The sequence below is a fragment of the uncultured Fretibacterium sp. genome (assembly GCF_938040765.1).
Classification (GTDB): Bacteria; Synergistota; Synergistia; order Synergistales; family Aminobacteriaceae; genus CAJPSE01.
The window spans coordinates 1-13,056 of record NZ_CALIAA010000272.1 but is presented as its reverse complement, the minus strand read 5'-3'; the positions used below and the strand labels follow the sequence as shown (position 1 = coordinate 13,056).

Sequence of the window (13,056 nt, the reverse complement as noted above, 5' to 3'; positions counted from 1 at the left end):
AAGCATACGAATGATTTGGATTTGGAATTATGCGTCCTTGGTTCGGTCCAGGACGATCTTGTACCCGCCGGCCCCGTAGTCCAGGAATTTTTTGACCCGGCTGATCGTGGCCGTGCTCGCTCCCGTCTGCTGGGCGATCTGGGGGTAGGTTTTCGCCCGGCTCAGCAGACGGGCCACCCCCAGCCGCTGGGACAATGCTTTGATCTCGCCGATCGTGGCGACATCCTCCAGAAAGTCGTAGACCTCCTGGCGCGTCTCGAGCTTCAGAAACGCATCGCAGAGTTTGTCCGTAAGGGTATCCTTCCAATTTTCCGCCATGGATTGCACTCCTTCCGAGACCCCAATTTTTTACCGCATTGGATGCAGTGATAACTCTTCAATAGTATATCGTATTGACGAGTCTCGTGGCAATGCCCTTCGTTCGGGAACGGTACCGCTTCCGCCGGGCCGAACGAGCGGTCTTGCAAAGGCCCCTTTCCGCTCGGGCCCCGGGTCTGTCTCTCGCGATGCCCGGGGCGGCCGAACCCTCATCCTCCATAGGCGGAATACCTCCGCATACCCTTTTTCCACAATACGGCACAGCCCGCCGCGAGGAAGAGCGCCCATTCGGCCGCCTTCGACAGGCAGGAAAGCGCTGCCCTCTCGGAGAGCATGCCCATGAGAAACGTCGTCGGAATATAGTTCGTATACGCGAATGGCAATCGGATCAGGAAGGTGAAGGGCGCGTCGGGCAGCAGCATCAGCGGAAAGACGATGCCTGCCGAGATGTTTCGGAGGACCCTTATCGAGGTGTAGAGGGAGGATACCCTGGAAAAATAGAAGCTGTACAGGCTTATGGAGAAGTCGACCAGAAAGTTTATCAGGTACCCCACCAGCAGAAATGCGGCGAATATCGCCGCCTTCGATACGGATATTCCGGATGGATGCGGAAGGATGTATCTTCGCAGCAGCGCGTAGATGGCCGCCAGCGGAACTGCATTCATGACGACGAAGACCGCGCGCTGCGGCATGTCGGTCATCAGTTGATAAAGGGCGTAGTTGTAGGGCTTCAGGAGGTATTGGCTCAGATTCCCCAGCCGGATGTCGTCCGATATCCTGAATATCGACGTCGTCGAGGTGATGTTGCTCACGATCAGGGTCGCGAAATAGTACGTGACGATTTCCTCCGTGCCGAGCGGCATCCCGTCGTTTCCGCGCGCCGCGGCAATCCACAGCAGGGTATTGATCCCGAACGGCACCAGGGAGAACAGGAACGAGGATATGAAGTTCACCCGGTATTCCAGCTGGTTGGCCAGGGCGGTCCTGAATATTCCGCAGTATTTCCGCATGGCGCAGCCTCGATCATCTCCCGTAGATCCGTCTGATGACGTCTTCCATGCCGATGTTCTCGATGTTGATGTCGCTCAGCTCCTCGATGAAGTTGTTGGAGATGTCCTTCAGGATGTCCAGGCTCGTCTCGGGATCTGCGGAGATCCTGACGGCGTTGTCCTCCACTTTTTCGGCCTGAAGGCTTCCCCTCGACCCGAGCGCTTCGATCATTCCGTCCGCGTTCGGCGCATTCAGCTTCAGGATGAAATACTTTTGGCTCAGAAAGTCCCTTTTGAAATTGTCGAACGTGTCCGCGTAAATTTTTTCTCCCTTGTCGAGCAGGATCAGGGAGTCGCAGAGGGACACGATGTCGTTGAAGTTATGGCTGGTCAGGATGACGGTCGATGCGTGCGCCGCGCAGTACCGCTTCAGGAACTCGCGTATGTTGTGCTGGGTGACGACGTCCAGCCCTATGGTAGGCTCGTCGAGAAAGATGACGTCGGGTTTGTGGAGCAATGCGGCTATCAGCTCCATCTTCATCCTTTCCCCGAGGGACAGGCGCCTCACCTGTACGTTGACCAGTTCCTCCACGCCCAGCAATGCGACCATCATGCGCAGGATGTCCCGGTAGTCCTTGTCCTCCACCCCGTAAATCGTCCTGTTCAGCTCGAAGGAGTCCAGGGCCGGCAGGTCCCACCACAGCTGGCTCCTGTTTCCCATGACCATGGAGATGCGACGCAGGTATTCCTTCTTCTTGTCGAAGGGACGATACCCCAAAACGTCGATCCGTCCCCTCGAGGGCATGATCAGGCCGGACAGCATTTTCAGCGTGGTGGTCTTTCCCGCCCCGTTCAAGCCGATCAGGCCGGTTATCGCCCCCCTGGGGATCCGGAAGGAAAGGTCGTTGACCGCGCTTTTAAAAAGCGGCTTGCGATGGAACAGGTTCCTCAGGCTCCCCCTCAGCCCCGGTTCCTTTTTGTAATACGCGTAATCCTTGCCGATCCCCTCCGCCGTGATGACGCTGCTGCGGCTAACTGCCCGCGCCGGCATATCTTTCGAGCCCCCTTTCGAAGACGAAATCCGACAGGCAAAAAAACACGAGGGACGATGCGAACGAATATATCGTGAGCGGCAGACTCAACCCCTTCACGACGGACAGGATCGGGAAGTTGAAGCACACCAGCAGGGGAACGGCGAAGATGAGGAGCTTCCGCACGAGCGAGGGGTATATCGTCATCGGCTTATTCCCTACGGTGATCAGCTCGGAGCCTATGCCCATGACGATATCCATCCTCATGACCCAGAAGGACAGGGACATCAACAGATACATGATGGAATAGATCAGCAGGAAACCGTTGAGCGAGAGCAGAACGTACGTCACGGCCCCCGCCGGGGTGAGGGGCGTCTCGAGCCTTGCCAGACAATAGGCTATTCCCGCCGCGTTGAGCAGTATGTTCTTGACCTGCGGCACGTCGAATTCATGGAACGAGATGTTGAACCGCTTGTTGATGGGCTTGAGCAGGATGAAATCCAGGCTGCCCGTGTTGACCATCTCCGGGAGCCTTCGCAGGCCCGGGACGATCAGGAGGGTGAACGCGGAATCCATCAACCCTCCCTGGAAGGTCAGCATCAGCGTCTGGTATCGGTTCCAGCCGTTTATCGTCTCCGTGTGCGTGAACACGACGTCGATGAAGAGGACGTACATGGCCGTCCAGACGAGCTCGAAGGTCCCTCCGGCGATGAAGTTGAACTTGTACTCCATCAGGTTCATCAGGGAGCCTCTCAGGTAAGCCTTCATGACGGAACGGTATTTTTTCATGGGCCCCGGTCTCCTCGCAAAAGACGAGAGCGTCATCCCGAACTCGGGGACGGCCTGTCATTCATCTGTCAGCCATCTTGGGCATCCTTTCACATCTTAGCAGCCTCTCGCGACAGCTGTATGTCGTAGTTGGACAAAAATTTCCATGCGGTTTCGATCAGCTCTACCCGGTAGTCCTCCGGCCCCACGACCTTCACCCTGTCGCCGAAGCTGAGCAGCAACGCCTTCCACAGGCGTTCCCTCGCCGGGACGCGGATGAAGGTCCTGCGGGCGTCCCCGGCCAGCTCTTCGATGGGGCAGTCGGGAAAATACTCCTCCATCAGAGGCGCGTCCTCCGCGGAGAAATGCACCTCGATATCGATGCAGGTCCTGTAGTACGCCTGCTCCGACTCCTGCATCCGCCGCTCGATGTCCCCGTGCTCGATCCCCGAGCTCCGTTCCGTGACCTCGGGATTTTGCATCCTTGCGACCTTGAACGTCCTGTACTCCCTGTGCTCCAGGGAGTAGGCGAACAGGTACCATGCGTACCATTTGTAATGGATGGCCAGCGGTTCGACGTGAGGCCGGGATCGCTTTCCGTCCGCGTTCCGGTAATCGAACGCGACGCGCTTCCTGTCGGAGATGGCCGACTCCAGCAGGGCGTTCAGGTCCTGGACCCTTTTGTTCTCCCTCGCGACGCTGAAATCCCAGAAGACCTTCTGCCCCCCCTCCCTCTCGATGATGGCGTTGTATTTCTCTATCAGGGTGTCGAGCGCATCGTTGGAGTAGGACGTCGCGAGGCTTTCCAGCGCCCTCGCGATCATCTGCTGTTCGCCGCTTCGGATGTCGATGTTTTTCATCCTGTACGCGGGAAGGATGGAATAGCCCCCGAACCTGCCGTTGACCGAGTACACCGGAATCCCCGCCGAGGAGATGGATATGATGTCCCGCTGGATGGTGCGGACCGAGACCTGGAAGCGCTCCGCCAGACGCGAGGCGGAGACGCTTTCGTGATTCAGCAAGTGGATGATGATGCCGAGGAGACGATCCAGTTTCATTTTACGAGGAATACCTCCGCAAGTCGCTGCATTGCATGGGTAAGGGGTACGCCGCGACGACGGCTGAGGCCGAGCTCAGAACCACAGGGGCCTCTCGTCTCCGAAATGCGGGGCCGCTCCGTCCCGGTAGGGATCGTAGCGGTTTATGTTGCAGCCGAATTCTTTCAGGAGGCGGATTTTGTCCTCCGGCGTCCATTCGATCAGCGACATGCCGTCGAAGGCCTGGATCTGCCCGTCGTGCATGGCGTCTTTGAAACACCATTCGACCACGGTCTGGTCCCCTTTGTGAAAAAACTGCCGGATGTCCCATCGAAGGACGCTCCCGCGGGTGTTCCACTCGTCGAACCACTGCCTGATCCTCGGCAGCCCCCTGTATTCCGGACCCCAGCTCTCGATGTACACGGCGTCGTCGGAAAAAACGTCGGATATCCCCAGGGCGCTCTTTTGCAGCCACATATCGAACCACAGCCTGACGATCCTTTCCCTGCCGTCCCTTGTTTCCATATCCTCTCCTCGCTCCCTTTCCCCGTCGTGCCAGGGCTTCCCTTATGAAGCTGAAGCGTTCCCCTCCGCCTTGGGCTTGGGGGGCTTCGGGACAGCCCCGCCCCTCTCCGGGGCGGCGGGGAAACGGACGTCCATCTGCGGGTAGGGGATATCCACGCCCTCCTGTCGGAACAGGGACAGGATGTGGTGGCGCATGTCGCTGGCCACCTTTATCGAGGATGTCGTGCTCAGGTCCACCCAGAAATAGAGCATGAAGTCCAGGGAGCTGTCCCCGAAGCCCTGAAAGAGGACGAAGGGAGCGGGGTCCTTGAGGATCTTGGAGTGGTCCTTCAGCACCTTCAGCAGCAGCTCCTCCACGTGGCGCGAGTCCGAGTCGTAGGAGACGCCGACCTTCAATGTGTCCCGCTTCTTGGTATCCGAGCCCGTCCAGTTCGTCACCCGGTTCTCCAGCAGGTAGCGGTTCGGCATGATGACGTCGATGTTCTCCCAGGTCTTGATGCGGGTGGAGCGGGACCCGATCTCCTCGACGGTCCCCGAGGTGCCGTCGACCTCGATGATGTCCGCGATCTTGAAGGGGCGGCTGAACATGATGATGAAGCCGCTGATCAGGTTGTTGAAGAGGGTCTGGGCCCCGAAGCCGATGGCCAGCACCAGGGCGCCGCCCAGGAAGGCGAAGGCGGTCAGGGGGATGTTGACGATCTGGAGCGCGATCAGGACGAAGGAGAACCAGAGCACGTAAAAGACGATTCGCTGCGTGGCGTTGGCCGCCGTGATGCTCGCGGAGAAGCGGCGGATCATGCGCCTCTGGATCCAGCGGCTGCCCCAGGCGCTGAGGAAGAAGCTGGAGATAAAGACCATCAGGGCCGTGAGCAGCTTGCTGATGGTCACGGAGTACCCCTCGCCCTTCCAGAGCTCCGTGTTCCAGAAGCTCAGGAACGTCTTCCTGCCGAAGTCCCCGACCTTCTCCGCCAGCCGCAGGGTGTCGATGCGGGCGCTGGCCTCCTCATAGAGGGTGCGCTCCAGCATGATCTGATAGGGCAGGAGGTAGGCGTAACGGTTGAGGACGTTCGCGATCGTGTCCTGCTGGCTCTGCAGCATCTGGTTCAGGTTCTGCCGGGTCTTGCCCGTGGCCTCGCCCGCCATGTTCCGGGTCGTGGAGATGCGCTGATAGAAATCGCTCTGCAGGGTCTGGATGCTCTCGAGATGGGTCTGGAGCTCGGATATCCTGACCTGGGCATCGTTCCTGTACCTCCAGATATCCTCCCCCGTGGCCTTTTCGTTGAAGAGCCGGTAGCGGGCCCTCCAGATATTCTGGGCGTCCGTCAGGAACCCGATCTCGTCCTGGATCAAGGTGGTGTAGTATTCCCAATAATTCAGGTTGGCGAGACGCGCCATGAAGCGGGTGTTCGCCGGGGTGAGGGCGCCGGCGTCCGCGCTGTCGGCGTCGACGGCCGCACGGGCCTGGGAGAGTGAGGACGAGGCATCGTCGAAGCTGCCCCTGACCGCAGTCATCTGCTTTTTCAGGTCGTCGATGCGTGTTTGCAGCGCCCCGACGTTCCGGTTCAGGGCCTCCTCGGGAAAGGTCAGCGCTGCCCGGACCCCCTGGAGCCTTTTCCGATCCTGGCGGATACTCCGGATGATCTCGTCGCAGCGCTGCTTCGCCTCCCTGGCCTGAAGCCACGACGAGGCCAGGTTCAGCCTCACGCGCTCGATCTCCAGCGCGCTGATGTTGGAGAGCGTCGTGCCGTCCTGAAGGGTCGATTCGGCCTCCTCCCTGAAACGGCTGACGTCGGACAGCCCGATGGACAGCTTGTTGAGGACGGACCTCAGGTTGAATACCATCAGGTCCAGCTCCTGACGGGACTTGTGAATGGCCTGGTTCAGCGCGTCATAGGCGTTGATGTCCGATGATGCGGAGGCGGAGAGCTCCGCGTCCTTCGAGGCCGTCACGGCGACGGCCATCGAGTCCTGACGGGAGGACAGGGTCTTGAGGTTCGTGTTGTAGGCTGCGTAGGCCAGGTTCAGGTCGGAGAGCAGATGGGCGTAGCGTTCCCTCTCCGCATCGGTATAGCCCCACTGGACCGCGTCCTCGGAGGCCGAGGCCGTCAGCTTCACGAGCTGCTTCATACGGAGGGCGACGTCCGCGCTGCCGAGAGGAAAATCCTTGAGCTCCGCCTCCACGGCGTCCCTGGAACCGGCGATGTCCTCGCTGACGCGCTGCTGGAGGATGGCGACGGTGTCCCCGGATCCCTCGGCGGCGTCCCCGCCGGTATCGGTCGCGGAGAGGACCGGCGACGAAAGGGCCAGGCAGAGCACGAGCGTCAGCATCCCCCCGGCCATGAGGCGGCTCCGGCGTCCGCCGTCCCTCGAAAACAGGTTCATTCGCATGATGTTTCTCCACATGATATCTGTCCAACCTCGTTCCCGTTTCCATTCTCGCACCCATGATCAGCGCTTCCCTGGGGATGAATTACATTTTACCCGCCGTCCCCCGGAGAGGCCAGCCCCGTATCTCCGAACGGGCCCCCGATCTTTCGGCGGGGGCCTCCGGCGCTGCGCGACGCCGGCTTCATGATAGAATACCCGCGGGCGGCGGGCCGTCAGGGGGCGCGCTCGTTCCCGTATCAAGGGGCGAAGCCCCCTGTTGATGTTTTCAGAGCCGATTTCAAAGAAAACGTTGATTTGAGCCGTGAAGCCTCCCGGTGGTACCCCAGCTTGCCTGTTTTTGAGGAAGAAACTTGCCGGGGCCGCCGCTATCCCCAGAGGGGAGCCTTCCGGCAGCCGCTCGCTTCGCTTGCGGGCCGCTCAGTCTCACGATAGCGGCGTGGGGGGCGAAGCCCCCATGTTCCCCTTCCCCGGGGGCTGGCTTTTGTTTTTTCGGAATCCCGTCCTCGGACGAAAGAGATAGACGGAGGTCGCGATGTTTTTAAGCATGACGGGATTTGGCCGTTCCTCCCGGGATTTTCCCTGGGGGGTCGTGACGTTCGAGCTTACGTCGGTCAACCATCGGTATCAGGATTTCTCGGTGCGGCTGCCCCGCGAGCTCGCCTCGCTGGAGAGCTGGATGGTCGCCTCCCTCCGTTCCGCCATAAGGCGCGGCAAGGTGAGGCTTTCCGCGGATGTCGCCTGGAATCCCGGGGCGAGGAGCCCGGTGCTGGACGAGCGGGCCCTCCTCTCCTGCTTCGAAAAAGTTCAGGAGTTGTCGAAGGGGATGGGGCTTCCGGTGCCCTCCGACCTGACGGCGTTCCTGTCCGTCCCGGGGGTCTGCGACATGCCCGACGCCGCGAGGGGGGCGGAGCTCGACGCCGAGGCATGGAGCGGGCTGCTGAACGAGGCCGTCGCCTCTCTGATGGAGATGAAGCGTTCGGAGGGTGCCAAGCTGCTGGCGGTCGTGGAGGAGGAGCTGAGGGCCTTCGAGGCCGTCGCGGCGTTCCTCGCCGAGCGGTGGAAAACGGCCTCGGATGGGGCCGTCGAGGCCCTCAGAACCCGAATCGAGAAGGTCGTGGAGCATTTCGGACTTGGAATCGACGACGGACGGCTCGCCCAGGAGGTCTCCCTCATGTCCGATCGCTGGGACGTCTCGGAGGAGCTGGCGCGCCTCGCCGCTCATATCGCCAAATTCCGCCAGACGGCCGGAGGCGGGGAGTCCGAGGGGCGCAAGCTGGACTTTCTGATCCAGGAGATGAACCGCGAGGTCAACACGATGGGTTCCAAGGTGGGGGACGCCGAGTTCCGGTGGGGGGTCGTCGAGGCGAAATCGTGCCTCGAGCGGATCCGGGAGCAGATACAGAACGTGGAATGAGATGAATTTGGAAATGACAGGGATCGAGGAACGATGAAGGCAAAGGAAAGGGGAACGCTTTTTGTCCTCTCGGGCCCCAGCGGCGTGGGCAAGGGGACGCTGCGCGCCCGGGCGCTGAGGGATATCGAGGGGCTGACCTACTCCGTCTCCTGCACGACGCGCCCTCCCCGGCCCGGGGACCGCGAAGGGGTGGACTACCGTTTCGTCTCCGAGGACGAGTTTTCGAGGATGGTGGAGCAGGGGCGGTTTCTGGAGTACGCCAGAGTCCATGGAGGCCCCCGCTACGGGACCCTGAGGGAGGACGTCGAGCGCGAGCTGGACGCGGGGCGGGACGTGCTTCTGGAGATCGACGTCCAGGGGGCCCTGCAGGTTCGTTCCCTCATCCCCGACGCCGTCACGATCTTCGTTCTTCCCCCCTCGGAGGAGGAGCTGGAGCGCAGGCTGCGGGGACGCCATACCGAGACGGAGACGGAGCTCAGGGCCCGGCTGGAGAGCGCCAGACGGGAGCTGAAGGAGGCCCCGAAATATGACCGGGTCCTGGTGAACGACGATCTGGACGAGGCCTCGACGGCCCTCAGAAGAATGGTTATGGATTTCAGGGAAGGCAGGTTGCGGAGATGAAATTTTACGACCTCGACGCGCTCGAGAATAAATGCGGGACCGACAACAAGTACGAGATCACGGCTCTGGTGGCGGCCAGGGCCCGGTGGCTGAGCGAGCATAAAACGGTGGAGGAGGACCTTTCGATCAACGAGAAATATCTGTCGATGGCCCTGCTGGAGTTCGAGAAGGGGGAGGTCCCCGAGGAGTGGACGAAGCGGATCCCCGAGCCCTCGGGCGTCGAATGATCGCCTGGAAGCGGGCCCGGCGAGTTCTGCTCTGCGTGACGGGGGGCATCGCCGCGTACAAGATCCCGGAGCTGGTCAGCCGGCTGGTCAGGCTGGACTGCGAGGTGGAGATCCTCATGACGCGCGCAGCGGAACGGCTTGTCAGCCCCCTTGCGCTCTCCACGCTGTCGGGGCGCCGGGTCTGGCGTCAGGACGATTTCCTCTCCTGCGAACGGGGGTTCGAGATCCCGCATATACGGCTGGCTGATTGGGCGGAGGTCGTCCTCGTCGCCCCCTGTACGGCCAATACCGCTTCGGATCTGGCCCACGGGAGGGGGGAAAGCCTGATCGCGTCGGCCCTGCTTGCCGCGAGGGGCCCGGTCCTTCTGTTCCCTGCGATGAACGTGCACATGTTCGAGCATCCCGCGACGCAGCAGAACCTGCGCATCCTGTCGGAGCGGGGGGTTCGCGTGGTCGACCCCGCTTTCGGCGCTCTGGCCTGCGGTTACGAGGGCAAGGGGCGGCTGCCGGAGACGGACCTGATCCTGGAGGAGCTGTTCCGTGCCCTGGCCCCGAAACGGGACATGGAGGGCGTCCGTCTTCTGGTGACCGCGGGGCCGACCCGGGAGTACCTCGATCCGGTCCGCTACCTCTCCAATCCCAGCACGGGCCGGATGGGTATCTCCATGGCCCGCACGGCGTGGTATCGCGGCGCCGAGGTGAAGCTGGTTCTGGGGCCGGTCGAGGGGACGGGGACGCTCCATGGGCTGGAGGTTCGCCGCGTCGTCTCCGCCCTCGAGATGTACGATGCGGTCATGGAGGAGTCGGATTGGGCCTCCTGCGTGGTCAAGGCCGCCGCGGTGGGCGACTATCGCGCAAGGGACCGCTCCCCCCGCAAGATCAAGCGGGAGGGACGGGAGACGGTCTCCATCGAGCTCGAGCAGAACCCGGACATCGCGGCGGAGGTCGGGCGGCGCAAGAGGCCCGGGCAGGTCCTGATCGGCTTCGCGGCGGAGACCGACGACCTCCTGAAGAACGCGCGCGCGAAGATGGAGCGGAAGGGCCTGGACCTGATCGTGGCCAACGACGTGCTGGCGCCCGGGTGTGGGTTCGGGGCGGATACCAATACGGTGCGCGTACTTTTCCGCGATGAGGAGACGGTCCTCTCGGGAAGCAAGGAGGAGGTTGCCGACGGGGTCTGGGATCTCGTTGCCGGACGGGGCCTGTTTTAGTGGACTGCCGCATCGATGTCGTCGTCCCCGGCCCCTGGTGGACCCCCCTGACCTATGCGGCAGAACGCCCCCTGCCGACCGGGGCCCGGGTGCGGGTCCCCCTGGGACGGGGCACGCGCGTGGGGTTCGTGCTGGGCCCCGCGGAGGGGAAAACGCCGCCGAAGAATCTGAGGACCGTCGCCGAGCTCCTGGACGAGGGAAACGTCCTGGGGGGCGATCTGTGGGATCTGGCCCGTTGGATGGGGAGGGCCTTTCTCTGCGGAACCGGCCAGGCCCTGCAGACGATCTGCCCCGGCGAGCTCCTCAGAGGGGAGCCCGCCCCCTCGGCGGACGGGCCGGAGCCGTCCGGGTCCGTTTTGAGGGAGTCCTCCTGTTTCGATCCACGGGATGAGGTGCGGACCGAGCTCTACATGCGGCGGCTGGAACAGGGAGGACGGACGCTGCTCCTCTTTCCCGAGAGACGGATGGCCAGGGCCTTTTTCGGTCGCCTGCCCCCGAGGATTCGGGCTGAGGCCCTCCTGTGGCCTTCCACGGGCGGAAAGCGGCTCTGGAGGGCCTGGAGGGAGGTTCGGGAGGGGCTTTTCCGCATTGTCGTCGGAGGGCCGGGAGGGGTCTTCGCCCCGCTCGCACCGGAGATGATCATTGTGGACGACGAGTCGAATCCCGGTTATATCGCTCAGCGTCCCCCGCGGGTGTCGGCCCGCAGCTTGGCGGGGCGTCGGGCCGCCAGGCTGGGAGCGGAGCTGTTCCTTGGCGGAAGGATGCCCTCCTCCAAGACCTTTTTGAGGACCTCGCCCCAGTGCTGCGTGCTGCCCGAACGGCGATGTCTCGTTTTTGCCGACATGCGCCGCTCTCTCGCTGCGGAGGCACGGGGTGTCGAGGGGACGCTCCCCCTGACGGTGTCCCTGTTGGAGAGGACGCGCACGGTCCTGGGGGAGGGGCGGAATGCCCTGTGGATACTGGACCGCCGCGGCGAGGCGGCTGAGGTTTACTGCTCGGACTGCGGCAACCCCGTGACGTGTCCCCGGTGCGGGGGGATCATGCGTGCCGAGGGGAACGGCGGGCTGCGGTGCGTCCGCTGCGGCGCCGGAGAGCCCCTCGAACGTCTCTGCTCCGTCTGCCGCGGCGCCCTGTGGATGGGGCGAAGGCCCGGCCTCGAGGCCCTGGCCGAGATCGCCGGACGCCTCATCCGCGGTTATCCGGTCCTCTCGAGCGAGGCGGCAGGGCACGGGAAGGGGAGCGGCGCATCCTTGATCCTGGGGACGCGCGGCGCTCTGGCGCTCTGCGACACGCTGGACGTGGGGCTGACCGCATGGCTGGACCTGGAAGCCGAGCTGCGGAGGCCCGAGTACGGCGCACGGTTCCAGGTCTTCAGCATGCTTTGGGAGTCCTGTTGGCGGGGCCGCCCGGCGAGGGCCGCGAGGGAGCGCCTCGTGTTGGTCCAGAGCCGCCGTTCCGGAGCCGTCTGGCGGGATGTTCTGGCCCGGGGCTGGGGGGGGTTCTGGCGCGACGAGCTGGACAACCGCAGGGAGCTGGGGCTTCCCCCGTTCGGGGTGCTGGTGCAGATCGAGCCGTCCCCGGGCGGGGACCGCGGGGAACTCCTCCGCACCCTGGAGGATGCCGGCTTTTTCGTCATGGACCCGGGGGAGCCCGATCTGCCTCTCTGGGTGAGCGCCGCCACCACGGAGGCCTTGTGGCAGGTTCTTGCGCCCCGTTTTGGGATCGGGCATTCCCGCGAGGGGTTCCCCACCGTGACCGTGTGGGCGGAGTGACCCCGGGGCGGTGGGGCGCCCGACCGTTCCCCGGGAGGAGGGAGGACGATGCAGGATTGGCGTTCGGCGGCCCGCGATATGGTGGAGTCCCAGCTGATCCCCCGGAATATCCGGAACGAAGAGGTCCTGAAGGTCATGGCCTCGCTTCCGAGGCACCTTTTTGTCCCGTTCCGCTACGCGGAGGACGCCTACATCGACAGGCCGCTGCCCATAGGGGGACGGCAGACGATCTCTCAGCCCTACATGGTGGCGAAGATGACGGAGCTTCTGGAGGCGGAAAAGGGAATGAAGGTCCTGGAGATCGGGACCGGATCGGGATACCAGTCCGCGGTCCTGGCCTCCATGGGGCTCGACGTCTGGTCGGTGGAGCGCGTCGATCTCCTGGCGAAGCGGGCGCAGAAGCTCCTTTCCGACATGGGGTTCGGCGTGAAGGTCTTCCACGGCGATGGGCGTCTGGGTTGGGCGGAGGCCGCGCCCTTTGACCGCGTCATCGTCACGGCGGCCTCGGAGCGCGTCGAGCCGGCGTGGGAGGACCAACTGGCGCCGGGAGGGCGCCTGGTCGTGCCGCAGGATGTAATGACGGGAGGGCAGAGGCTTCTCGTGCGCCGCAAGGGGGATGCCGGGTACTCGGATACCTGGTATGATTATTGCCGTTTCGTCCCTCTGCTGGAGGGAAAGGGCGACAAGGGGGCGCCGCTTTAGGGAAGCGCTGATTAAAACAAAAACGCATATTTTGCCAAAGGGAAGTATGCAAA

Annotated in this window: 13 protein-coding genes; 6 read left to right on the top strand and 7 right to left on the bottom strand. The window is 63.0% G+C overall.

Features of this window, described 5'->3' with window-relative positions; all coding sequences use genetic code 11:
- Positions 1 to 27: 27 nt before the first annotated feature.
- From Q0176_RS09735 to Q0176_RS09705, 7 genes are all read right to left on the bottom strand, one after another.
- A complete protein-coding gene (locus Q0176_RS09735) occupies positions 28 to 318 on the bottom strand; it encodes a YerC/YecD family TrpR-related protein (RefSeq protein ID WP_299302204.1) in 291 nt (96 codons plus the stop codon).
- A gap of 209 nt (positions 319 to 527) precedes the next feature.
- Positions 528 to 1,328: an ABC-2 family transporter protein gene (locus tag Q0176_RS09730; RefSeq protein WP_299302201.1), complete on the bottom strand. Its 801-nt coding sequence runs from the start codon at positions 1,326 to 1,328 to the stop codon at positions 528 to 530.
- Positions 1,329 to 1,341: 13 nt separating this feature from the next.
- Positions 1,342 to 2,358, bottom strand: coding sequence for an ATP-binding cassette domain-containing protein (locus tag Q0176_RS09725; RefSeq protein WP_299302198.1), 1,017 nt, complete (start codon positions 2,356 to 2,358; stop codon positions 1,342 to 1,344).
- On the bottom strand, positions 2,339 to 3,127 hold the full coding sequence (locus tag Q0176_RS09720; RefSeq protein WP_299302195.1) for an ABC transporter permease: 789 nt from the start codon (positions 3,125 to 3,127) through the stop codon (positions 2,339 to 2,341). The genes Q0176_RS09725 and Q0176_RS09720 overlap by 20 nt, the downstream gene beginning before the upstream one ends.
- Positions 3,128 to 3,216: 89 nt before the next feature.
- Positions 3,217 to 4,164: a YafY family protein gene (locus Q0176_RS09715; protein WP_299302192.1), complete on the bottom strand. Its 948-nt coding sequence runs from the start codon at positions 4,162 to 4,164 to the stop codon at positions 3,217 to 3,219.
- Between the two features lie 75 nt (positions 4,165 to 4,239).
- A complete protein-coding gene (locus Q0176_RS09710) occupies positions 4,240 to 4,668 on the bottom strand; it encodes a nuclear transport factor 2 family protein (protein WP_299302189.1) in 429 nt (142 codons plus the stop codon).
- A gap of 42 nt (positions 4,669 to 4,710) precedes the next feature.
- A complete protein-coding gene (locus Q0176_RS09705; RefSeq protein ID WP_299302187.1) occupies positions 4,711 to 7,050 on the bottom strand; it encodes a mechanosensitive ion channel domain-containing protein in 2,340 nt (779 codons plus the stop codon).
- A 538-nt stretch (positions 7,051 to 7,588) separates the two neighbouring features.
- Between Q0176_RS09705 and Q0176_RS09700 the strand changes: the two genes are divergently transcribed.
- The 6 genes from Q0176_RS09700 to Q0176_RS09675 are packed head-to-tail and all read left to right on the top strand — an operon-like array spanning position 7,589 to position 13,003.
- Positions 7,589 to 8,470 (top strand): YicC/YloC family endoribonuclease, encoded by an 882-nt coding sequence (locus Q0176_RS09700; RefSeq protein ID WP_299302184.1) that lies wholly within the window; start codon positions 7,589 to 7,591, stop codon positions 8,468 to 8,470.
- A 33-nt stretch (positions 8,471 to 8,503) separates the two neighbouring features.
- Positions 8,504 to 9,091: a guanylate kinase gene (gene gmk, locus Q0176_RS09695; RefSeq protein WP_299302181.1), complete on the top strand. Its 588-nt coding sequence runs from the start codon at positions 8,504 to 8,506 to the stop codon at positions 9,089 to 9,091.
- Positions 9,088 to 9,318, top strand: a complete 231-nt coding sequence (locus Q0176_RS09690; RefSeq protein WP_299302178.1) for a DNA-directed RNA polymerase subunit omega — start codon at positions 9,088 to 9,090, stop codon at positions 9,316 to 9,318. Before gmk ends, Q0176_RS09690 begins: the two co-directional genes overlap by 4 nt.
- Complete coding sequence (gene coaBC, locus Q0176_RS09685; protein WP_366797423.1) at positions 9,279 to 10,529, top strand: bifunctional phosphopantothenoylcysteine decarboxylase/phosphopantothenate--cysteine ligase CoaBC; 1,251 nt, start codon at positions 9,279 to 9,281, stop codon at positions 10,527 to 10,529. The genes Q0176_RS09690 and coaBC overlap by 40 nt, the downstream gene beginning before the upstream one ends.
- Positions 10,529 to 12,301, top strand: a complete 1,773-nt coding sequence (locus Q0176_RS09680) for a hypothetical protein (RefSeq protein WP_299302176.1) — start codon at positions 10,529 to 10,531, stop codon at positions 12,299 to 12,301. The genes coaBC and Q0176_RS09680 overlap by 1 nt, the downstream gene beginning before the upstream one ends.
- Before the next feature lie 48 nt (positions 12,302 to 12,349).
- Positions 12,350 to 13,003: a protein-L-isoaspartate(D-aspartate) O-methyltransferase gene (locus tag Q0176_RS09675; RefSeq protein ID WP_299302173.1), complete on the top strand. Its 654-nt coding sequence runs from the start codon at positions 12,350 to 12,352 to the stop codon at positions 13,001 to 13,003.
- Positions 13,004 to 13,056 lie beyond the last annotated feature (53 nt).